This window comes from Paenibacillus sp. FSL M8-0212 (assembly GCF_038004645.1).
GTDB lineage: Bacteria > Bacillota > Bacilli > Paenibacillales > Paenibacillaceae > Paenibacillus.
Genome location: NZ_JBBORP010000001.1, coordinates 3503976 through 3527127, shown reverse-complemented (window position 1 = coordinate 3527127; position 23152 = coordinate 3503976). Strand labels below are relative to the sequence as shown.

At 46.3% G+C, this 23152-nt stretch carries 21 protein-coding genes; 3 read left to right on the top strand and 18 right to left on the bottom strand.

Annotated features, from left to right (window positions below):
* Window positions 1-17: 17 nt before the first annotated feature.
* From MKX68_RS15545 to MKX68_RS15515, 7 genes are all read right to left on the bottom strand, one after another.
* Window positions 18-1706 carry an ABC transporter substrate-binding protein gene (locus tag MKX68_RS15545; protein WP_340912763.1) on the bottom strand — a complete coding sequence of 563 codons (1689 nt, stop codon included), beginning with the start codon at window positions 1704-1706 and terminating at the stop codon, window positions 18-20.
* A gap of 187 nt (window positions 1707-1893) precedes the next feature.
* Window positions 1894-2796 (bottom strand): carbohydrate ABC transporter permease, encoded by a 903-nt coding sequence (locus tag MKX68_RS15540; RefSeq protein WP_036606894.1) that lies wholly within the window; start codon window positions 2794-2796, stop codon window positions 1894-1896.
* Window positions 2797-2811: 15 nt separating this feature from the next.
* Window positions 2812-3795: an ABC transporter permease gene (locus MKX68_RS15535; RefSeq protein WP_036606891.1), complete on the bottom strand. Its 984-nt coding sequence runs from the start codon at window positions 3793-3795 to the stop codon at window positions 2812-2814.
* 278 nt (window positions 3796-4073) lie between these two features.
* Window positions 4074-6983 carry a glycoside hydrolase family 2 protein gene (locus MKX68_RS15530; protein WP_340912761.1) on the bottom strand — a complete coding sequence of 970 codons (2910 nt, stop codon included), beginning with the start codon at window positions 6981-6983 and terminating at the stop codon, window positions 4074-4076.
* Between the two features lie 173 nt (window positions 6984-7156).
* Complete coding sequence (locus MKX68_RS15525; protein ID WP_340912760.1) at window positions 7157-8755, bottom strand: response regulator transcription factor; 1599 nt, start codon at window positions 8753-8755, stop codon at window positions 7157-7159.
* Window positions 8748-10538: a sensor histidine kinase gene (locus tag MKX68_RS15520; RefSeq protein ID WP_091038507.1), complete on the bottom strand. Its 1791-nt coding sequence runs from the start codon at window positions 10536-10538 to the stop codon at window positions 8748-8750. Before MKX68_RS15520 ends, MKX68_RS15525 begins: the two co-directional genes overlap by 8 nt.
* A 218-nt stretch (window positions 10539-10756) precedes the next feature.
* A complete protein-coding gene (locus MKX68_RS15515) occupies window positions 10757-11935 on the bottom strand; it encodes an MFS transporter (protein ID WP_340912757.1) in 1179 nt (392 codons plus the stop codon).
* A gap of 143 nt (window positions 11936-12078) precedes the next feature.
* Between MKX68_RS15515 and MKX68_RS15510 the strand changes: the two genes are divergently transcribed.
* Window positions 12079-12690 carry a TetR/AcrR family transcriptional regulator gene (locus MKX68_RS15510; RefSeq protein ID WP_340912755.1) on the top strand — a complete coding sequence of 204 codons (612 nt, stop codon included), beginning with the start codon at window positions 12079-12081 and terminating at the stop codon, window positions 12688-12690.
* A gap of 98 nt (window positions 12691-12788) precedes the next feature.
* Here MKX68_RS15510 and MKX68_RS15505 read toward each other — a convergent pair whose 3' ends face one another.
* The 5 genes from MKX68_RS15505 to MKX68_RS15485 form a co-directional block, all read right to left on the bottom strand.
* A complete protein-coding gene (locus MKX68_RS15505) occupies window positions 12789-13211 on the bottom strand; it encodes an OsmC family protein (protein ID WP_036606882.1) in 423 nt (140 codons plus the stop codon).
* A gap of 278 nt (window positions 13212-13489) precedes the next feature.
* Window positions 13490-14236: an amino acid ABC transporter ATP-binding protein gene (locus MKX68_RS15500; RefSeq protein ID WP_340399495.1), complete on the bottom strand. Its 747-nt coding sequence runs from the start codon at window positions 14234-14236 to the stop codon at window positions 13490-13492.
* A gap of 16 nt (window positions 14237-14252) precedes the next feature.
* Window positions 14253-14897 (bottom strand): amino acid ABC transporter permease, encoded by a 645-nt coding sequence (locus tag MKX68_RS15495; protein ID WP_017692207.1) that lies wholly within the window; start codon window positions 14895-14897, stop codon window positions 14253-14255.
* A 32-nt stretch (window positions 14898-14929) separates the two neighbouring features.
* Window positions 14930-15781 carry a substrate-binding periplasmic protein gene (locus MKX68_RS15490; RefSeq protein ID WP_338588572.1) on the bottom strand — a complete coding sequence of 284 codons (852 nt, stop codon included), beginning with the start codon at window positions 15779-15781 and terminating at the stop codon, window positions 14930-14932.
* Window positions 15782-15895: 114 nt separating this feature from the next.
* Window positions 15896-16528: a TetR/AcrR family transcriptional regulator gene (locus tag MKX68_RS15485; protein WP_338588573.1), complete on the bottom strand. Its 633-nt coding sequence runs from the start codon at window positions 16526-16528 to the stop codon at window positions 15896-15898.
* A gap of 214 nt (window positions 16529-16742) precedes the next feature.
* Here MKX68_RS15485 and bacA point away from each other — a divergent pair, with 214 nt between their 5' ends.
* Window positions 16743-17552, top strand: coding sequence for an undecaprenyl-diphosphate phosphatase (bacA, locus tag MKX68_RS15480; protein ID WP_017692204.1), 810 nt, complete (start codon window positions 16743-16745; stop codon window positions 17550-17552).
* Window positions 17553-17841: 289 nt separating this feature from the next.
* Here bacA and MKX68_RS15475 read toward each other — a convergent pair whose 3' ends face one another.
* The 6 genes from MKX68_RS15475 to MKX68_RS15450 form a co-directional block, all read right to left on the bottom strand.
* Window positions 17842-18021, bottom strand: a complete 180-nt coding sequence (locus MKX68_RS15475; protein ID WP_133387174.1) for a hypothetical protein — start codon at window positions 18019-18021, stop codon at window positions 17842-17844.
* 223 nt (window positions 18022-18244) lie between these two features.
* Window positions 18245-18571 carry a thioredoxin family protein gene (locus MKX68_RS15470; protein ID WP_017692202.1) on the bottom strand — a complete coding sequence of 109 codons (327 nt, stop codon included), beginning with the start codon at window positions 18569-18571 and terminating at the stop codon, window positions 18245-18247.
* An 85-nt stretch (window positions 18572-18656) separates the two neighbouring features.
* Window positions 18657-19565 carry an aldo/keto reductase gene (locus tag MKX68_RS15465; protein ID WP_340912748.1) on the bottom strand — a complete coding sequence of 303 codons (909 nt, stop codon included), beginning with the start codon at window positions 19563-19565 and terminating at the stop codon, window positions 18657-18659.
* A 179-nt stretch (window positions 19566-19744) separates the two neighbouring features.
* Window positions 19745-19915 (bottom strand): hypothetical protein, encoded by a 171-nt coding sequence (locus MKX68_RS15460; RefSeq protein WP_165980418.1) that lies wholly within the window; start codon window positions 19913-19915, stop codon window positions 19745-19747.
* A 216-nt stretch (window positions 19916-20131) separates the two neighbouring features.
* A complete protein-coding gene (gene gpmA, locus MKX68_RS15455; RefSeq protein WP_074096492.1) occupies window positions 20132-20875 on the bottom strand; it encodes a 2,3-diphosphoglycerate-dependent phosphoglycerate mutase in 744 nt (247 codons plus the stop codon).
* A 73-nt stretch (window positions 20876-20948) separates the two neighbouring features.
* Entirely contained in the window at window positions 20949-21521 is a 573-nt protein-coding gene (locus MKX68_RS15450) for a DUF420 domain-containing protein (RefSeq protein ID WP_074096493.1), read from the bottom strand.
* Between the two features lie 376 nt (window positions 21522-21897).
* On the opposite strand from MKX68_RS15450, the gene MKX68_RS15445 reads away from it, so the two are divergent.
* Window positions 21898-23088, top strand: a complete 1191-nt coding sequence (locus MKX68_RS15445; protein ID WP_340912744.1) for a cation:proton antiporter — start codon at window positions 21898-21900, stop codon at window positions 23086-23088.
* The last annotated feature ends 64 nt before the right edge of the window (window positions 23089-23152 follow it).

Here is a 23152-nt window from a genome sequence, read left to right as displayed (position 1 = left end):
TCTGAATTGCGAATCGTTTATTTAGCCTCTTCACCGCTCCACAATTGAACACGGTTTTGAACGAGTTCTGTATATTGTTTCTCCATATCCTCTGCGCCTGCTTGGTTCACTTCTGTAATCATGCCGTCATAGATCGCATCGAACTGTTCAGGAGTACTCAGAATGGCTTCCGGTATACGCTTCCGGATGATATCCTGTGTTTTCTTGAAGATGACGTTGTAGTTGGAGTCACCTGGTGTTGGTAGATTGTATGCTGCTCCCCATGGTTTGATTGGGAACTCGTCTTCACTCGGGAACAGATCTTTCCACGTCGTAGCACCGTAAGCTTTGAGTGTTTCTTTCTCTACATCGGAATATGCTGCCACGATCTGTTCAGGGAAATTCGTAGTGTAGTAGTTATCCGTTGAATCCTTCACACCGTCTCCGTAGTGACCAGACATATTGGTATACAGTCCAATACCCGTTTCTTTCTGGAATACGGCTGCATTATTGGTTTTCTGATCCAGAATGTCGGCAGGAATGACACGTTTGCCGTCCTTCACTTCGTACTGTTTGCCCTCAATTCCCCAGTTCATCAGCACTTGCCCTTCTTCAGAAGCCAGGTAATCGAAGAATTTGATCGTACGAACCGGGTCAGGATTCGATGTTGTAATACCTACACCCCAACCGGATACAAAACCAGGGTCTTGGTAGGCATGATCCTTGATATCCTCGGAAAGGGTTACCGGGAAGTGTGAATACGTTGCTTCATCCTTGCCCGCAGATTTCAGTGCATTTTCTGCATCGGAATAACCCCAATCCTGGTCAATGACACCCAGAACACGTCCACTTGCAATTTTGGATTTGTATTGATCTGTTTTCTGGATGAAGCTGTCCTGATCAAGCAATCCCTCATTGTACATATGGTTCAACCAGCGGAAGTACTCTTTTTCCTCTGGACGTTTGTAATGCAGACTTGCTTCATATGTCTCTGGATCGATGTAGTATTCACCGTCATCCGGAGCTCCTGTTGCCTGGAAGGCAGGGTTCGTTACGGTAATCATGATTCTCCAATCATCCGCGTCCAGTGTTAACGGGATCGTTGGCTGACCATCAATTGTTGGGTGTTTCTCTTTGTAAGCTTTCAATACATTCTCGTAATCCTCAAGTGTACGCACTTCCGGGTATCCGAGTTCTTTCAGTACACGATGCTGAATGCCGAATCCACCACCTGCATCAAAGTACTTCTGGTCTACCGCATAATACGTCGGCAGCACATAAATAGCCTGATCCTCATTACTGTATTTCAACCGGTCCATGTAATTACCATACAGCTTCTTCAGATTGGGAGCATATTGGTCGATCAGATCTGTCAGATCGAGCATTGCTCCGGCATCCACCAGTTTGCTGAGTTCTCCTTTGGGGGAGACGATATCCGGATAGTCTCCGCTCGCCGCCATTAAGGATATCTTATCTTGACCACCACTAACGGCAAACTCACCGTTAAGGGTTATCCCTGTTTTTTCCGTAAGGACTTTACCTACTTCATCCTTCATGCCATTCCAGTTCGGACTGGGGTCAACGCTAAAGAAGTCAAAAGTAAGTGGAGTTGTCTCTGCGCTTGTATCCTTGAACGACGTATCACCGCCGCTTCCTCCACCGCAACCTGCGAGTAAAGACATTGCAAGCACTGGTGCCAGTGCAATCTTCATTTTGGAACTTGCCATAATGGTAATCCTCCCTGTTTCATATGTCTGTCTTATCCGGGACTTTTTTGTCCCTGTCTATAGCTTCATGAATACCACACCGCAGCCCTATACGGTGAAGCGCAGACCAAATGGCTGCGCTTCGGGTATCCTGATGCTTCATTTGTAGATGTACGGCCGCTCTATGTGGCAGCCTGTACCCACTTGTTTAACCTTTTACTGCGCCCAGTGTCATACCGCCAACAAAGTACTTCTGAAGGAACGGATATACAATGAGGATTGGAACCGTTACAACGATCGTAATCGCCATTTTGATCGATTCCGGTGAAATCTGTGTCATTTGCTGCGCCATATCATTGGCATTTCGTCCAGCACCTGAGCCTTGCTGTGTACTTTGCAATACTTTCATCAGCTCATATTGGAGCGTGGTCAAATGTGCCTTTGAACCATTATACAGGTACGTATCAAACCACGCATTCCATTGACCTACAGCCAGGAACAATGCGATGGTAGCAAGCACTGGTTTACACAGTGGCAAGATGATTCTGTAATAGATTGTAAAGTCATTCGCTCCGTCCAGCTTCGCGGATTCCTGCAATGAGTATGGCAGGCCATCAATGAATGAACGGATGATGAACACGTTAAATGCACTGATCATGCCAGGCAATACATATACCCAGAATGTACCGATCAGGTTCAAGTCACGCATCAGAATGTACACCGGAATCAGACCACCGGAGAAATACATCGTGAGCGCGAGTGTTGTGGAAACAAATTTTCTAAGTCCAAAATCAGGTCTGCTCAGTGTAAAGGCGATCATGGATGAACTGATCAATCCGAGCACGGTACCTACAAGTGTACGCAAAATGGAGATCTGCAAACCTTGTAACAATCCATCATATTGGAAAATCGTTTTGTAGTTCTGTAATGTGAATTCGCGAGGCCACAAGTAAATTCCGCCACGTACTGTATCTGTCGAGTTATTGAGTGAGATAGCTAGTACGTTAAGGAATGGATAAAGTGTTACAACCAGCACCATGGTCATCGCGAGGATGTTGAATATATCGAACAGTTTATCGCCCCGAGTAGCATTGAATGCTTTGTTCGCCATAATGTCGTCCCCTCCCTACATGATGCTTTCTTTAGTGAATTTTTTGAACAAGCCGTTCGCAGTAAACAGAAGGATGATACTGACAACGGAGTTGAATATACCTATGGCTGTACCATATGAGAATCGTCCCATATTCAAACCATAATTGAGCGCATATAGATCAAGTACTTCCGAGTAGTCTGTGACCAGACTGTTGCCAAGCAAGAATTGCTTCTCGAAACCGATACTGATCAGATGTCCAATTGACATGATGAAAAGTACAGAAATCGTGGTCCGTATGCCAGGCAGCGTAATATGCCACATCTGTCTCCAGCGGTTGGCTCCATCTACACGGGAAGCTTCATACAACTCATTGTCGATACCTGTAATCGCCGCCAGATAGATGATGGCATTCCAACCGGTTTCCTTCCACATATCTGAAGCGGTTACAATGTACCAGAACAAATTCCCCTTGGCCATGAATTGGATCGGCTGATCGATAATGTTCAGTCCTACCAATAGATCATTGATAATCCCGCCGTCGGTGGAGAGCATCTTGGTGATAATCCCTGCCACAACGACCCATGATACAAAGTGAGGCAGATATGATACCGTTTGCACGGCACGTTTGAAGAACATGCCTCTCATTTCATTCAGGAGAATAGCGAAGAATATCGGCACGATAAAACCGACAACCAGTCCCATCAGGCTCATTGCAAGCGTATTTCGAAGTACCAGATAGAAACGATCATCACTGAACAGCTCTACAAAGTGTTTAAAACCAACCCACTCTTGATCACCAAATGATCTGGCAGGTTTATAATTTTGGAAAGCCATCGTCCATCCCCATAGTGGCAGATAGTTAAATACGAAAACCCAAGCTACGAATGGCAATGACATGAGATAGAGATATTTCTGCTGTTTCATTCTGTCCCAAATTCCGTTCCGCCGATTCTTTAAAGGCGGTTTGGGGTCACTGCTTCTGTTCGCGGAAGCGGATTTTTTTGTTAGCGTTTCCATCTCCGTTCCCCCTCCTCTGTTTTATAAAATAATCATACTCGATAGAGCGTTTTCAAAATACCATCTGGATTTTAGAGAAAATCATATAAAAATTAGATATAGACATATATAATCAGACATTAATTCGTTAAAATCAGTGATAAATTCTACTTTTAAATGAAATAATAGTAATATTAAGGTAAAATATAATCTAAAGTGGTAAATATCGAAAACGTTTTATAGTAATCGTTTACTTCAACTACATGTCATACAAAAAGGGCCCTTTCGGGTCCCTATGATTACAATGTAAATTGAATGGTTTGCAGTTTAACGATCCCGAGTAGTTGCGCTACGGATATGGAGGTTGCTGGACGGAATTGATCTCCATTCAGATACGCAAGTATCTCCTTAAATAAGTAGGCGGCTTCCGGACGCTTCATTACAGCCAGATTGGCAAACGGAAGTGAGGATACCAAAATCTTGCCCTTCCCTACTTTTGCCTCAAAGGCATAAGCGAGTCGTTTGGCCCGATGGAAATGGTCCACCACTTCGATCAGCGGCTTCACCCCCTGCAACGTATCCAAACATATCGCTGGTGTACCGTTCACCAAGTGATACCAATGCCAGTCCGAAGCCCCATCATGCGGGAAGGTGCCTAGTAGTGCTAGCCGATCTCTCAGATACATGCCCATCGTTGCACCAGGCTGCGTAGCAAACATCAGGTAATTCCAGAATACAGGCAGATACTTGGTCTCCACTGAATCATATAACCCTTCTGCGGTTGGCTGTAGCCAAACACTTCCCCCGTTGACCACATAATCAACGACATTGGGTGTTAACGACTGAACGATAACCAAGTCAATCTCCCGATTTTTCAACAACTGAAATCCATCGATACGATCTACGCAATCATCATGCGCTTCACCTAGGAATGGCTTCAACTCTGCCACGGTATTCCAGAACCGATTCGAACTCGGATGAGACTGATAAAAAGGAAACGACCAGCCATGCCATTCATTCGCTACAGTTCTTTCCAAATCGCCTGATATCAGCTCCGCCTCGATCCGAAAAGCTTCTGCCCCTTCATGAGGAGCGGTAGCGACGATACTTCCCAGTGACATGACAGACCCACATTGGATATTTCCGGTCTTCCATTCCCCTTCATTAAGTATCACATCATTGCTTATTAACCTCCACTGAATGACCGCGTCCTCAAGCGGCTCCTTACCGTAGTGAGAGATGCGTACATCAACATGAATGGGTTCTCCGGCGAAAAATGTACGCTCCTTGCAGCTTAGCAACAGCACCACATCTGCGTTGAAACGCATGAATTCATCTGGTGTTGTAATGCCTTTATCATCCCAAAATACATCCAGAATGCCCGTCGTAGCATGTCCCTGCCCTGGAAAATCGCGAATGTCCAGAAGCTGTACACCCGCAGCGTCCGGTGTACGCCGAATTCGCTCCATCGCTTCTTTTAAAGAACGTACCAGATGGGTACCACTGACCTGTTGAAAATGCTCCAGGTCCTCGATCATGCCTTTGTTTGTTAACGATTCTTCAATCGGCCGTAACCAGCTAGGGCGTAATACGCCCGTATACTTGGCTCGCTCTTGAGGACGCACATACATCGTGTATTGTGCATGCTCGTGCCCAATGACGGGATGTTCCGCAAGCCGGGTGACTGCATGATAATCCAGCGTGGTATCCGGTACAGCAGAATATGCGGATTCCAACGGGGGATGCCAGTTCAATGACTGAATATAATAATCACCTTCCCGGCCTTGCGCCGGAAGCTGTCCAAAACCTGTATTGTCCGTATATAAGCGGGTCGGGTCTGTATCCCTTGCCCTCGATACCCATGCATTGAGTTCAGGATGGCCATTCGGACCAATAAGCTCATTCCCCATGGAGAACATGACGAATGAAGGATGTCTATGCAGCGACTGAAGCAACCCGTCCAGTTCTTGTGTCAGATAGGACAATACTTCAGCTGGCGCAGACTGATCCGATTGCTCAAAGAAACGAGACCAATGGGGAAGTTCTGCCTGTACCAGCATGCCCGCTTCATCAGCCGCCTCCCAGAAAGGCTCCGGCGCGCTCCACCCATGCAGTCGGACATGATTGAAGCCATACGATCTAGCGATTCGAAATTGCTGAAGATAATGCTCCTTGTCCCAGACGGGATAACCTGTCAGTGGAAAGATACAGCAATCGACGTACCCACGCAGATATACTGGTGTCCCATTCAATTCAAGCTGCTTCCCATTTGTTGCAAAGGATCGTACACCAAATGATTGCTCCAGCCGATCCAGTTCCTGTTCACCGTCATGCAGACGGATCACTGCCTTGTATAATTCAGGGGATTCGTCCGACCATCTTGCGATAGACTTCTCTGTTCCAAGTTCCAATCGCCACTGTTCTATTAAAGCGTTACTTTCAATTAACTCTGCTGAGCTTATATCCACATGTGATGGATCACTCAGATTCACATTACAACTATATCGATCAAGCCATGTGCCGTCCGGATGCTGAATATCCACATGTAATTGCATCGATCTAGCGGAATCATTTGCGGGAGCGCTTACAGTACAATCAACCAGAATGGTTCCGTTCTCAGCATCTGGTTGAATACGTAACGTCTGTAATCGGCATGGGGGCAGACTGTCCAGATAAACACCACCCGTGATTCCACCCCAGGCTGTGGCCGTATGCAATGAATGAATATGGCTACCCGCCAGCGGAAGTTTCATCGTATTATCCACGCGGATCTCCACACGATTCAATTCTCCCTGCTTCACCAGAGAGGTAACATCCCACTTCTGTTGATTCACCAGACTATCCTGCTGCCCGGCATACTGTCCATTGATCCAGAGATTTGTTGTCCATCGGACACCTTCCAATCTGAATACATATTGACATCCAGGATCGTCTGATGGAACATGCACATCCTGAGCATACCAGGCTGAGCCTTCATACTCGCGAACCTTGGTCCAGGTATCGAGCCTTTCATATTCAGGCTCATCTCCGTATCCTTGCTCTTCCCATGAACCGGGAATCTGAATGGTCTCCCATGATGTATTTTCACACTGTGATGGCGGTAATATCTCTTGTTCAACGAGTTCATCGGACTCCCGATTCAAACGAAACTGCCATGTTCCATTTAAGTTCAATTTATGACGTACAGCACTTGTATCAGACAAATTCATATCGTACAACCATCCCTTCATCTGGATTCTTGTAAATCCAGTCTAAGATGTGAAGCATCCCGTGACCATTGCTTATCATGGGAAGTGCATGGACAATATGATGAATCTGGAAATTTCTCAAATATCGAAAACGTTTTATACAATAGGCAAGGGCAACGCCCAGCACTCCGTACTTATTCCTCGTTTATATCCGTAGCCGTTCCTTTCAACGATGATTGGGTTCTGGCCTGTTTGTAAGCGGATGGGGATTCCCCTACATATTTCTTGAACTTTCCATGGAAGTAGTCCACATTTGCATACCCCACTCTAGCCGCGACCTGATGGACCTTCAGTCCTTCATCCAGCAATTCCTTGGCTTTTTCCATACGAACCTTGTCCAGAAATGCATTGAAATACTCTCCAGTATGATTCTTGAACAACTTACCCAAGTAACTGCTGTTATAGTTAAACACTTCTGCCAGTACTTCGAGCTTGAGATTTTCGCCAGGGTTACGCTGGATAAATTCAATCATCTGTTTCAATACAGTATCCTTGCTTCCCCCACCCATACGTTGAATAAGTCGATTCAAATGTTCCGATGCCATGACTTTGAGATCAGACATCGTAAATTGATGATAGACTTCATTAATCAGAACCGAATGTTCCTGCATAATGGAGTGCATCTGTTGATTCGTCGCTGCAAGCTTGTTGAACGCCAGGGAAAATACCTGTGAGAACGCCGTCTTGATCGCTTGCTCTGTTCGGTGATATGGAACGAGGCGCTCTTCCATCTCACCCAGTACCCGCATAACGGACTCACTACTGCGGATGTCTAACGCATAATACAGCTTGTCCGCGAGTTCGTCCTCAACTGGCTCATGTGCTCCGTCCACAGCTTGAACTTCTGGCTTAACAACGCTTTCGCCTTCGCTGCCTTCAGTCCACAGCATGATACGTTTCTCCGTGAACAAAAAGCGTTCACCGAGTATACGATTCGCCTGCGTGTATGACCGCACAATTTCAGAAGTGGAATGTACGGGTTCTCCTGCAGCACCATACATGTGAACCTCCCATTCTCCCAGCAGTCCTTCCAGCTCATCATACAGATTTCTTGCAGATGACTCGGATGTGATTGTTTCCTTGCTTAACAAGCCCAGACCAGAATGGAACGAAAATACAATGCCTCGGTCTTTCTGGTCAAATGCTTCAATCAGTTTGCGTTTCATTACACTTCCCCGCTGCAGGTCGGGGGCTACATGCATCTCAAGCAGCACAATTTGATAGTGAGGCCAGTGAAGCCCCAGGCTATCTTCTTCCATGCTACCCGCACCCTCCAGACTGTCAAAGAGCAAAGCCTCGATCTGATGCTCCCGATAGACGGTATCTTCACCAGCATGACGTGCCATTGTCTCCCGTTCACGGGTCAGGATTGTAGCAATACGCTCCAGTTCACCAATAATCTCTTCTTCATCAACCGGTTTGAGCAGATAACCATCCACACCAAAACTGATGGCCTTCTTGGCATAGTCAAAATCCGCGTAACCACTTAATATCAAAAAGTGCGAATCCGGATGATTCCGGCGCACTTCTTCAATCACATCCAGCCCGGTCATACCGGGCATGCGAATATCAATAATCGTCAGATCAGGCTCCAATTCCTCAAACCGGGAGATGGCCTCACGCCCGCTGGCAGCTGTAGCAATGACCTGGAATCCGTATTTTTCCCACTCGATAATGGTTGTCAGTCCCTCACGTATGCTCGGTTCGTCATCCACCAAAAACACTTTATACATGTTGGTCCCCTCCTGCTGGCAAAGTGAAAGAAACCTCTGTTCCTTCCCCATATACACTCTTAATCTGCAATCCATATGGCTCCCCATACGTCAAGGTTAAGCGTTGATGTACATTACGCATGCCGATCCGGCTCTTCTCCTGTTCCTCTGGTCCACAGATGAACTGCATTACCTCAGCCAGTCGTTCTGGCGTTATGCCTGCACCATTGTCATCCACACGGATCTGCACAATGTTCTCTACTAAACGAATACTTATATGAACACGGACTGTACCCTCTTTGTTCTCCAGACCATGGACAATCGCATTCTCAACCAAAGGTTGAATAATCAAAGGCGGAATGTACATCTTCTCCACCTCGGGATCGATATGGATCTGGAATGCAAGGCGGTCGCCGTAACGAAATTTCTGAATCTCCAAATAGGAACGTACCATTTCAAGTTCAGCCCGGAAGGTTGTTTTTCCACTGCCAATCTCCAGACTCTTGCGCATCAGCTTGCCCAACAGCCGAACGATGTTAGCAATCTCTGCTTCTCCCTTAATATGCGCTTTCATCCGAATGGACTCCAGTGCATTAAACAAGAAATGTGGATTGATCTGGCTCGCCATCATTTTCAGTTTAATCTCTTTTTGGGCGATTTCCAATTGATTGTTCTGTTCGGTCGCTTCTACCACCTGCGTCATGAGTTCATTGATACTTTTCACCATATAGTTGAACTGTCGTGACAGTTGCCCAATCTCATCGTTTCCATCAATCCGCGAAGTCACGTTCAGGTCTCCTAATGCCAGCTTGTTGAGGTGTTTACTCAGCCGGAGCAATCGGTTCGAAGTGAGGAACGAGATGATATATACGAATAACAGGGCAATAACCAGCACAAGGATAATGAAAATCATGCCAATCATGCTGACAGTGTTAGCGTCTTTGACGATATTTTTGGTGGCAAAAACCGAAATCACCTTCAGGCTGTTCATACTCGATCCAGGGCCCAACTCATCAATAACAATATTAGATGGTTCTCCCCGGAAATCCCCCTCTATGGTGCCTTTCGCCTGATTCTGCAGATCAACGCCAAAATCAAGCTCATCCAGCGTTTTACCCACCAGCTCGGTATTCTTGGCTGCAACCACATAACCCTGCTCGTCCGTAATCATCGTCTCAAACTGTTCCTGACGCAACAATCCATTCAGCTCATCCTGATTGATCACAATCATCAACACGCCCTCTGTCCGATACTCGGCAAAAGGTACTTTGCGCACCAGGCTGAGCTTGTGTACAGGATTATCTTCCTTGTCCGGAATGTAGAACCAACCGATGCTGGTTGTTTTCAGTGCCTGCTGGTACCAGTAACTCTCTTCCGTCTGCTTGTCTACCGGGATGAATTCGAGGTTGTTGATCAATGTTGGGTTGGTTGAGTAAAAACGAATGCCGGCTATCTCACGATACAAACGCCTGTACTCCTGAAAATCTTTGTATGCAAGATACGCTGAGGTTAGCTCCACAACGCTCTTGTACCGCTTATTCACGATCTCCTTGAGATCCGCATTAAACATTAAAAGATTGGATATATCGGTTGGTACACGCAGCATGGTTGCCGTCTGGCTCTTGATTTTGTCCACATTGATGATTGTCTGTCCTATCGCATTGTCCAGGGCTTGTTGGCGAAAATAACTGGTCACAGCAAGACCAACAATAAGGACCGGAATCATGACAACCAGTACATAGGAAATGAGCAATTTATGCTTTAATTTGAGATTATTAGTGGTTCGTATCAGCCTTTTAAACATGTCTGCACCTTCCGTCATCTGTATAAGCGCTTACATATAAACAGCAGGATCAGGATGTTCTGTCCTCAGAATTAATCATACCACATAACCGTCAGAATTCGGATTGTCATTGAAATGGGTAATATATTGCCGGGCAACAAGCCAGCCTACCTCTAGTAGAAGAGGTCGCCATTAACATGGCGACCGGGCTTACCGAATTATTTTCTACTGACAGAAGTTTAGTGACTCCTAGATGGGCGAAATCCATATCCTTTGGCACGCCATGCAACAATCAATGCCACCAATGTTAAAGCCAAGATGGCCCAGTTAAATGACGAAGCTCCCCATTGATTCAGAAGAACACCTCCCGCCATTCCCCCAAGGGCAATAGCCAAATTCCAAACGGTTGTATTAATCGGCATGACGAGATCCACACCTTGTTCCCCAGTAGCTTGAGCAAGTGCAGTCTGTAACAGGGTAGCCGCACCGCCAAATGTCAGACCCCACAGCGCAACAGAACCAAAGACGACAACAATGTGCTCACTCCAAAGACCTAATACCAGGGAAATCAAGGCAAAGCCCGCAAGGCTCATGAGAACCAGCATACGCAACCACCGATCAATGAAAATACCTGTAATCCAGATGCCCACCAATGCCATCAGGCCAAATACAAGTAAAATGAGTCCAACCTTGGATTCCAAACCAACATCGGCGAGAAAAGGAGCAATATACGTGTATAAAATATTATGAGCCAACATCCAGGCCAAAACGACAGTTAAAATGGGTATTACACCGGGGGTGAACAGTACTTGCTTGACAGAGATACGCTTATCCGCTGACTGCCCCGGATAGTCGGGTACTTTCCAGAGCACCCAGAAAATCAGTACAAACGCCAGCAACGACATCAGCCAGAACACTGAGCGCCAGCCCATCAATGAACCAAGCAGCGTACCTGCCGGAACACCAAATGATAAGGCAATCGGCGTTCCAATCATAGCCACAGCCATGCCTCTTCCCTTGAGATTATCAGGTACCATGCGTAATGCATAACCACCAATTAGGCCCCAGGAGACACCTGCTGCAACACCGGCCAAGAAACGAGCGAACAGTGTCAGTACATAGTTTGATGAGAGGGCAGTAATGGTGTTGAAGACAAGAAAACCGATAATAGACAGAAGTAAAAGCGGACGCCGCCGCCAACCCTTTGTCAGCACTGCCACAGGTATGGCAGCAACCAGCGACCCAACAGCATAAAAGGTGACAAGCTGCCCCGCCCCTGCCTCAGAGATCTGCAGCCCTTCTTTTATTTGCGGCAGCAACCCCGCAGGAAGTGTTTCGGTCATAATGGCTATGAAACCCGCCATAGCCAGGGCCAGCAACCCCAACCACGGAAAACGATGAGAAGATATATCCGACATCTGTGCAGCTCCTTTTAAGATAGTGTAGAACAAGTAATCGAATTATGGATCGATCATTCCTTATATTATTCAGACCGTCTCACCTTGTCAATGACTTTTGGATCGATTAGTATATAATTAAGAAAAAAGAGGGGGGAACTCTTATGGCAAGAACGGGACGTCCGCGCATTTTCGACCGGGATAAGGCCCTATTACAAGCGATGATGCTCTTTTGGGAGCAAGGTTTCGAGGCCACTTCACTACTTCAGCTTCGAGCAGCCATGGGGGATATTTCAGCAGCCAGCTTTTATGCAGCCTTTGAATCCAAAGAAGCGCTGTATAAAGAAGTGGTAGAACGATACATGGGAACGTTTGGACGTGTGACGGAAAGTTTCTCGGATCTCGCACTGTCACCCAGAGAAGCGATCGAAACAACTTTAAGAAGTACCGCAAAAATGCAAACAGACAGTACACATCCATCTGGCTGTTTAATCGTGCTGTCAGCCAGCACATGTTCTTCCAAAAACAATCATATCCGTGACATTGCCGCTGAGAAAAGAAAGCTGACTCGCAACCGCCTACAGGATTGTATCCAGCGTGCTGTCGATGTCGGTGAAATCCCCGCTTCCACGAATGTACACATGCTGACCACCGTATTTGATACCTTTATGCAAGGCATATCTACACAAGCCCGCGACGGTGTTCCTCATGCAACGATCGATCAGGCTATCACGGAATTCATGGGCATCTGGAACCTTGTTCAACATCCAGCCTGACTTAAACCTACGAACTTTTGATAGGTTAGAAAAGCCAAAAAAAAAGGCACTCCCACGATTGGAAGTGCCTTCTCAGAATAGAATCTGTATGTGTGCTATTAAGGACGAGGTGTACTTACCCCATTGAGGATCAGTTTAGGATGAATATCGGCACTCAGCGAAGCGGAGACTGCACAATATTTTTCCTCAGCCATCTGGATGGCTTTCCAGATGCGATAATCCGGAATATCCCCATCGACTTTGAAGATCAAATCAATGGATGTGAAACCTTTAGGCATCTCTTCACTGCGTGTGCCTTGCGCTTCAATCTCAATCGACTCAATTTTGTCCAGGAAAGCGTCCAGAATCATTGTGATATCGATTCCCATACAGCCGCCGAGACCAGCCAGTAACAATTCCATCGGGGTCGCACCCTTGCTGTCACCACCATAAGCAGCAGTGGCATCCATGCCAACAGCGTAGCCAGAGGGTCCTTCGGAAGTAAACGCGCGTTTGCCTTTCCATACGGTTGTTACATTCATGATGTTATCCTTCTTTCTTACAATAGTTTAAGTTCAAGCGAAAAAGGTTTGTACTTGCCACTCCGATGACAGAATAACCTTCCGATCGCTGTTATCCCCAGATTTTTTTGATTCCCTTCTTCAAGGGGAAAATCAGGAGATAAAGGCGCACGCTCCGCTTCTTCAGGTTTCTTCTGTCCTCTCCGTTCTTGTGCAAAAAGTTTAGTTGAACTGATATCGTTCACGACCTTAAATACCCGCTCCGGGTACGTTCGTTCTTCCGATTGCTGTTATCTTTATCAAAATTCAGTAATTTGTTGCAAGAAACGACGAGTGCGCTCTTGCTTCGGTTGTTCAAAGAAGGCTTGTGGACTCGCTTCTTCCACGATCGATCCATCCGCCATAAAGACAATTTTGTTCGCCACATTACGGGCAAACTTCAATTCATGCGTCACGACCAGCATGGTCATGCCTTCCTCTGCCAGCTCCTTCATGACGGAAAGCACCTCTCCGACCAACTCAGGATCAAGAGCAGAAGTCGGCTCATCAAACAACATCACTTCCGGCTCCATTGCAAGTGCACGTGCAATGGCGACTCGCTGCTGTTGTCCACCGGATAATCGGGATGGATACGCATCCTGCTTGTCCGACAAGCCGACCCGATCCAGAAGAATCCGGCCGCGTTCAGCCGCTTCGTCACGCTTGATTTTTTTCACCGTCACGAGACCTTCCATCACATTGCCCAGCACTGTCTTGTGCGGATACAGATTGAACTGTTGGAAGACCATGCCGGTCTGGCGACGAATCTCCAGTACCCGGGCACGCTGGACTCGCAACGGATCTGCGCTGTTAACCACAACACCGTTCACTTCAATCTGTCCTCCAGACAACTCTTCCAGTCCATTCAGGCAGCGCAGTAAGGTACTCTTGCCGGAGCCACTCGGTCCGAGCAATACAACAATATCTTTGGCATCGACATGAAGATCAATGTTCGTAAGTACTTCATTTTTCTGAAAACGTTTGGTAAGTCCAGTTGTGGTAATCATCGGTTCTCTCCTCCCATCAGTAAGCCCGGGCCAACCGGCGCTCCACTTGTTCCAGAATGGCCGAGAAGCCGATACTCATAATCCAGTAGATCACACCGATGGCCAGATAAAACGGCATATTCAATGCATATTGTGATACCAGCAGTTGCGCTGACCGTAATAACTCGGTAACACCGATCGCCGCCACAAGTGATGTTTCCTTCAACATGCCAATAAAGGTGTTCCCCATCGGCGGGATGGCAATCCGCACAGCCTGCGGGAAGATAATGCGTCTCATCGCCTGAGCCGGGGTCATTCCCGTTGCATATGCAGCTTCTGTCTGCCCTTTTGGTACAGCCTGAATGGCTCCACGGAACGTCTCCGACAGAAATGCACCTGCATTCAGACTCAGTCCCAGACATGCAGCCGTGAGTGATCCCAAGGTCACTCCATAATCGACCAATCCGTAATAAATAACGAATAATTGCACCAGCAGCGGGGTTCCCCGCATGATGGATACATAAAACCTTGCGATCAACCTAAGCCACATCGGTCCCTTTAGACGAGCAATCGCAACAAGCACCCCGATGATGAATGCAAAAAACATGGAGATCACAGTTACATACAGCGTATAGTAAGCCCCCTTCAGAAAGAAGGGGATATTCTCAAATACCAGTTCCATGGGTCAAATCTTCCCTTCGCCTTGCAGGTTCATTATTGCGCAGGCTCTTCACCAAACCATTTTTTGAAAATGGTATTGTACGTGCCATCATCTTTCATGCCTTTGAGCGCTTCATTCAGTGCTGCTACGAGCTCCGGATTATCTTTGCGAACAGCAATACCTGCCTGGTCACTCTTAATTGCTTCGCCTACAGCTTTGATCTTTAATCCATTGGCATCAACAATCGGTTTCAATGCGTACATGTTGTTGATTGTGGCGTCAATCCGTCCAGCATTCAGGTCTTTCAGTGAAGAGATGACATCGTCATAAGTTTTGATCGTGAAGTCTCCCACTTTTGGCAACACTTCATTACGCAGATATGATTCATCATTTGTACCCAGACCTACGCCAATCGTTTTACCTTTGAAATCTTCCAGCTTGGTAATATCGTTATTGTCTTCTTTTACAATGATTTTAACTTGGTTCGTAATATACGGATCACTGAAATCGAGTACTTTCTTACGATCATCGGTGATCGTCATCTGGCTGATGATTGCGTCCAGCTTTTTGGCTTGCAGACTCGGTGTCAGACCGGAGAACTCCTGGGATACAAATTCAACTTCAACCCCAAGACGCTTCGCAACTTCACGTGCGATATCAGCATCATAGCCGTCCATTTCTTTCTTATCGTTCAGGAAGTTGTATGGTGCGTATGTGCCCATCATGCCTACTTTGATCACGCCAGCAGACTTGATCTGCTCCAGTTCATTACTCGCCTGTGCACCATTCGTGCTTCCATTGTCTGTTGCTTTACTTCCACAAGCACTAAGTACCAGCACGGTCATCAGCAGAATCGCTGTCAGAGACCAGCCTTTACGAGTTTTCGATCCATATGTTTTGTTCATTACGTTAACTTCCTCTCATTCGTGTATTAATCTGGATGTACATTTGGTTACTTTATTGAGACTAAACCGCAGTTGTACCCATTATTCCCTGCTACTTGTTTAATCATGTGAATCTTATGTGCCTAGCAGTCCGTAAAACTCAAAGCTTGCTGCCTCAGCAGCCAGCGAAGAAGCTGTCATGGCTGAGAACTTGCTGTGCAACTCATCGGAGCCGAACAACCAGCGCGATATCATGCCTTCAATCATGCTTACCAACAGCGCTGCTCGAAGCGGTACATCCATGCCCTTAGGCAACATGCCGAGTTCGATGGCACGTTCCATATTGTGACGGAACGCTGTCTCGACAGCATTACGTGTCTCCTCAACCAGGCGTTGTACGGATTCTTCCGTCACGATACCTTTTAGCAACAGCTCCATAAAATAACGATTCTGCGCAGCAAATGAGAACAAGTCAGTGAACAGCCTTTCCGATGCTTTCACCATATCTTCTATCGATCCGGCATCCTTGCGGTACCCTTGTCCGATCGACTCAAGCAACTTCTCCTTGCCCGTTAAGACTATCTCTGAAGCAATAGCTTCTTTACTCTTGAAGTGCCAGTAGAATGTCCCTTGCGCCACACCAGCCTCGCGGACGATATCGGAAATTTTCGTCTGATGGTAACCCTGGGTTGCAAAACGCTCCATCGCTATGCGTATTATTTGGTCCCGGCGTTCTTCACCGGGTTCCAAACCGTTAATTTTGGTCATTCATGTAACCCTCCCGATTGATCAGTCAGTCAGTTAATTTATATCCTATGGGATAACTAGGTTTTTGTCAATATAGTTTTAAACAAATGGTTACAAGCATAAGTTGAAGTTGAGTGCATTTGTGATCATAATAGGTGATAGCCTTGTTCAAATGAACAGGCATGGTCAAGCAGGACAGCCTGTGCTGTCACCTGCATTTCAAGGAGGAAGAGAATTGGACATTATATCATCCATTATTATGGGCATCATCGAGGGTTTGACTGAGTTTTTGCCCGTGTCCTCCACTGGACACATGATTCTGACTGCCCACTTGCTGGGGTTATCGGAGGACAACGAGTCAGTCAAAACGTTTGAGGTGGTTGTTCAACTCGGAGCTGTACTTGCTGTTGTTGTACTGTACTGGAACAAATTCATTGATATGTTCCGCTTCACCGGAGGGAGCAGACCTTACTCCCGCCGCCTCAATCTGGGACATATCTTCCTGGCGATGGTTCCTGCCGTAGTCATCGGACTTGTATTCCGTGACTGGATCAAAGCACATTTGTTTGGTCCGGAAACAGTGCTGTACAGCCTCGTTATAGGTGGTATATTGATGATCGTAGCCGAACGCTGGAGTCGGAAGAGTGGGCGGATTACTACCCATGATGTCGATGATATTTCCTACAAACAGGCATTCGCAGTGGGTATATTTCAGATCTTGGCATTGTGGCCAGGCTTCTCTCGTTCCGGGTCAACGATCTCAGGCGGTCTCTTTGCAGGGGTGAGCCGTGTAGCCGCTGCGGAGTTCACATTCCTCGTGTCTGTGCCGATTATGATTGGTGCTACGGGATATGACCTGTACAAAAGTATCGATCACCTGAACGGCAGTGATTTCCCAATCTTTGCGATTGGATTCATCGCTGCGTTCATCGTCGCCATGCTGGCGATCAAGACGTTCCTGTCCATTTTGAAAAAATTGAGCCTGACCGTCTTTGCTGTATATCGCTTTGTCTTGGCAGCCGTGTTCTTTATTATTTTGATGTAATCATTACAATTCAAGTAATTAGACAGGCAAAATCAATGGCGGCCTCACGTTCCCTTGGGAAGTGAGGCCGCCATATTTTATATTTTTTGCTATACTTCCGTTACTTCATGATTCTGTTGGTTTATGATTCTTTTTCTGCTCCAGAGACAGGAAAATCCGTAATTAGAAGAAGTCTGATTCTTCATTACTTCCTTCTTTAGTGGGTTGGATCATTGGTGATGCCGACTAGGTTTACTATGTATCATGGACAACCATATTCATGTTCACTTCTAGAAAGCGGTCTGGCTTATTACCACTCTTTCACTTGAATACTCCGGTGTTTCTTACGATATTTTAATCTCTCACGCAGATTATATCTATTCTCCTTTTGTTCCTGCAGCAATTGCTTCACCCCGATCATCAACAATCGGTATCTTCGGTCATCATTGTGACTTAATTGGTGCATTTCTTCAAAAATTTCATTCTTCATACGGATCTTGTTCACTCCAAATATTCAGTTTGTTCTCACAGTATACATGGGAGCACTGAACAAATTCTAAACAAGCGTTGTTTCTCAACTTCAGTTATTCGAATGCATATATTAATGCACATCATGCGTGATGGAATGAAGCAGAAAAACCCCTTCCTGTCGCAAGACAAGAAGAGGCCTCCTTAGCTAAGTTAATTAAGCAAACTGCTGAGCCTTCGTACGCTTAAACTTTGGATTCAAGCGTCTCCAGGTACTCGGAGATTTGAGCAGGTGTTTTAGCCCATTTGCTATGCAGATGTGCGATTTTCTTGCCGTTCTGGAACACGAGCAGGCTTGGAATGCCGCGTACTCCATTCTCTTCGGCAAACGGCTGGAACTTTTCTGCATCCAGGGCATAGAAGGTTTTGTCCGTATGTTGGTCGATAACATCCCCGATAAAACGATCCAGGTTTTTGCAATCCGGACACCAGGTTGTATCAAATTTAATGACGGTAAAACCATCAGAGTTGATTGTATCCAAATATTGCTGTTCACTTTGAATTCTTTCCATATGTCTTCTCTCCCTTATATGTTCCTTTTTTGGCTGATCTTCATTGTACCTCGTATAGTTACAATTGAAAATAGGCTTAATGGAGTTAACGATGCTGCTTGTACAGATTAGCGGGACTGAGTTCTCGTATTTCCTGAATTTCAGCAGCGGTGAGTACAGGCGAATTCGAAGCTGCAATATTGTGCAGCAACTGTTCTCTTGAACTGGCACCAGGGACAACAGCTGCTACGGCAGGATGGGATAACGCGTAGCGAATAGCCGTCTGAGCCATACTGCGTTGGTCTGTAACAAGACGACTTAGCCCTTGCCGGATGGTATATAGTTGCTCTGGCGTGTAGTCCAGATAACCTTTGTCTGCCTTGGCAGATCCGGAATCGGCAAGCACACCGCTAGCTACGGGCCCACGGGCGATTATGCTGATCCCCTTTTGTTCCAATAAAGGTAGCACCTCTTCTTCCGCTCTGCGGTCAGCAATGCTGTACTGGTTCATCACACTGACGATGGATGCCCTCTTTACATACTCCCGAATCACATTGGGGCGAATGGAGGAAATACCGTAATATCGGATAAGTCCTTCCTTCTTCAATTCCTCAAACGCTTCGATCGTCTCTTCGATGGGGTCGTCCAAGGTCCCGCCATGCAGCTGATACAGATCGATGTAATCGGTCTGCAACCGCTTCAGACTTTCATGTACAGCCTGCTTAATGTAGGCTTTGGAGGGGTCCCAAGACCAGCCCTCCTTGCCTGCAATACGACGATTACCTACTTTGGTCGCCACAACGACTTGGTCACGACGTCCCTTAATAGCTTGTCCTACAATCTCTTCATTACGCCCTTCGTCATACAGATCGGCTGTATCCAGCAGATTGACGCCATGTTCCAAAGCCTCATGAATCAGGCCTATAGCTGGCTCCATTTCAGTTCCAAGTGACATACATCCCAGCCCAATCTCAGACACCATCAGTTCGGATGTACCCAGACGATTTTTCTTCATATGTGCATCTCCCTCCATACGTTCTGCAAGTATCCATTGTATCATTCTTGCTGGCAAAAATCGCATTACACACAAAAGCAAGGGATTGCTTTTGATTGCACAAAAAAACCTGGAACGACTTCATCTCCAGGTTTCTCATAATCATCATTTAATTCAATCGTTAGGTGAACTATCGAAATCTATTTCACTTCCACGCGTGGTCTGGTTTTACTTGTTCCATTGGACGAATTGGAGCTTTTCATCATACCCGAGACAGTGCTAAACAGTTTATCTCTTGCTTGTTTGTTCCTCATCAGATAAGTCACACCTGCGCCGATAGCCGTCATGAGTATTCCTCTTCTTTTAGACATGTGCTTCTCCTCCTTCAGGATAAATGTACATCGTGTCTTGTTTGACAATTACCCTGTGGGAGCAAAACGAAACGAAGTGCAGGCTTGATCGCAGAAAAAAAGATGACCTCCGAATTAAAATTCAGCGGTCATCTTGCAACCGTCCTGTTGAAACATCAACCGAACGAGATAAATCAAACAAGCTTTCATACAATCAAGACATACGTTCACGTCCGCTTAATCGGACGGTGTTGCCACATGGGTCATTTCTTCATGTTTGTAGGTCGAACCATCCGCGGTCAGATAAAAGTGTCCGATGGGATGCAGATCTTCATCCAATTCGTAGACAAGCGGAATGCCTGTCGGGATATTGAGCGCCATCACGTCTGCTTCGGACAACTGGTCCAGATGCATGACGAGTGAACGGAGCGTGTTCCCATGCGCAGAGATCAGCACTCTTTTGCCAGCAGACACCATCGGTTTGATCTCCGCATTCCAGTACTCCAGTACACGCTTTGAGGTATCCATCAGGTTCTCCGTAAAAGGGATGGTGCATCCGAGCCGCTTGTACTTGTCCAGATCCTGCACATATCGGTCATCGGTTTGGTCCAGTGCCGGGGGAGATACGTTAACGGATCGTCTCCATTCCTTTACTTGGTCTTCCCCATACTTCAGAGCAGTCTGCTGTTTATTCAGTCCTTGAAGCGCACCATAATGGCGTTCATTCAGCTTCCAAGTCTTCGTAATGGGAATCCACATGAGGTCCATTTCATCCAGCGCAATATCGAGTGTCCGGATAGAACGTTTCAGCACGGATGCATAGGCGTAATCAAAATCAAATCCCTGTTCCTTCATGATCTTCCCTGCTTTACGAGCTTCTGCGTAACCATCCGTCGTCAGATCCACATCTGTCCATCCGGTAAAACGGTTCTCTACATTCCACATACTCTGTCCATGGCGAATCAAAACAACTCTGTACATAAATGCGAACCCTCCTTCCATGGAAACATTACCCGCAACTCAAACTAATTAGCACAGTGAAACGTTCATCACATTAATAATATGGTGCCATCATGAGATATACTACAACACCTGTAGAGCTGACATATAACCAGATTGGCATCGTCCAACGTGCAATTTTGCGGTGTTTCTTCAATTGATTCGTCCAACCCCATACAAGTGTGAACAGCGCCAATGGAACAATCAGAGCTGCCAGTATACTATGGGTAATCAGAATGAAGAAATAGATCGAACGAATGATGCCCTCGCCGCCGTATTTGGACGTTTCTGGTGAGAGGTAATGAAACGTCAGATAGGTCACGAGGAATAACAGTGTCGTTGAGAATGCAGCAAGAATAAATCGTTTGTGCAGCTTCACATTCCGCTTGATGATAGCAATAAGCGCTGCAAGCAGGAAAATGAAGGTAAAGCTGTTAAACACGGCATTAAACCGCGGCAACACCGTAATATCAAAGGTTACATCACCTTTGTAACCAATCGACGGTGCGAAGAACAATAATAAAATAATGACATTAGCGAGAATGGAAATCGTGATAATGATGCCTGCGAAATTTTTATTACTCGTCGGGGACTGGATGTTCGGTTCCCCTTTGTTATTTTTGCCCAATGCAAAATCCTCCTCATATCCTAACTTCTATGTTCTATATCATTATATCTCGGCAATTCCGGGCTGTTAAGTGACAACACTCTGAACAAAAACCGCTGCACTCCCCTATAAAATGCCCCTTTATGGTCGTTTTCAATCAAATCCAAACCGGCTGCCATTTACCCGAGTCCACATTTGTGGTATAATTAATGCAATTAATCACATATGCGTTGAAACTGGAGGAGCCTGTCACCAAGGGCCCCTCTTTGTCTTTTTCAGGCACAGAACGGCACTTTTCTAAATGCCGTTCTGTGCCTTTTTGTCTGATTGAAGCAGAGGATGGATCGCCCTTGGGTTGGTTAACCTATAGACGCTATTACTGGAGGGAAGAACATCTATGGAATTTATTTTGGTTCTTGCACTTATTTTAATCTTTACCAAACTTGCTGGTGATCTTTCCGTAAGATTGGGTCAACCATCGGTTCTGGGGAAGCTGATTGTGGGTGTCATCCTCGGGCCTGCAATTCTCGGTTGGGTTCAGCAAAGTGATTTCGTACATTATATGGCTGAGATCGGGGTATTGCTGTTAATGTTCATCGCCGGATTGGAAACGGATCTGGAGCAGTTGAAGAAAAACTGGAAGGCGGCCTTTGCTGTGGCCGTCGGTGGTGTTATTTTACCTTTTGTCGGGGGATACGGTTCGGCCATAGCATTTGGTATGTCGCAGACACACGCGCTTTTCTTCGGGTTGTTGTTCTGTGCAACGTCAGTCAGTATCTCAGTTCAGACATTGAAGGACATGAATCAGCTGAGTTCACGTGAGGGCACTACAATCCTGGGTGCAGCCGTTGTCGATGATGTACTCGTGGTAGTTCTGCTCGCCGTTATGATGAGCTTGCTCGGCACTGGTGCGGGGGATGTCTCTATTGGATGGTTGATTAGCAAGAAACTTCTATTCTTCGTCATCATCTTTGCAGCAAGCTGGTGGCTTGTACCGCGAATCATGAAATGGATGGCCCCGCTTCGGGTCACCGAAACTGTGATTACAACCGGACTCATTATCTGTTTTGGATTCTCGTACTTTGCTGAGTGGATGGGTGTTGCTGGCATTATCGGTGCTTTTGCAGCAGGGATTGCCATCTCTCAAACCACCTTCAAACATGAGGTTGAAACCAAAATTGAGCCGATTGCTTACGGAATTTTTGTCCCGGTATTCTTTGTTAGTATCGGCTTAAATGTCACGTTTAATGGTGTGGGTTCACAAATTTGGTTTATTGTTGTTATCAGTATCATCGCTATTGTTACCAAACTTATCGGTGGTGGAGCTGGTGCCCGGCTGACCGGGTTCGACCGTTCCTCTTCGCTGGCTATTGGGGCAGGCATGATCTCAAGAGGAGAGGTTGCCCTGATTATCGCTTCAACGGGACTTGCTTCCGGATTGCTAGATTCGGAGTACTTTACCAGCGTTGTAATCATGGTTATTGTGACTACACTTGTTACTCCGCCACTTCTCAAAATCACCTTTGCACGCAAAAAGGGTGAACAGCGGGTTGAAAGAGGAATTGAGGAATCACATTTGAACGGGTGAGGGTATGTCTCCGTTCAAAACTTAACAATAAAGATTCCAGTGTGGCACTCTGAACACTAGACTT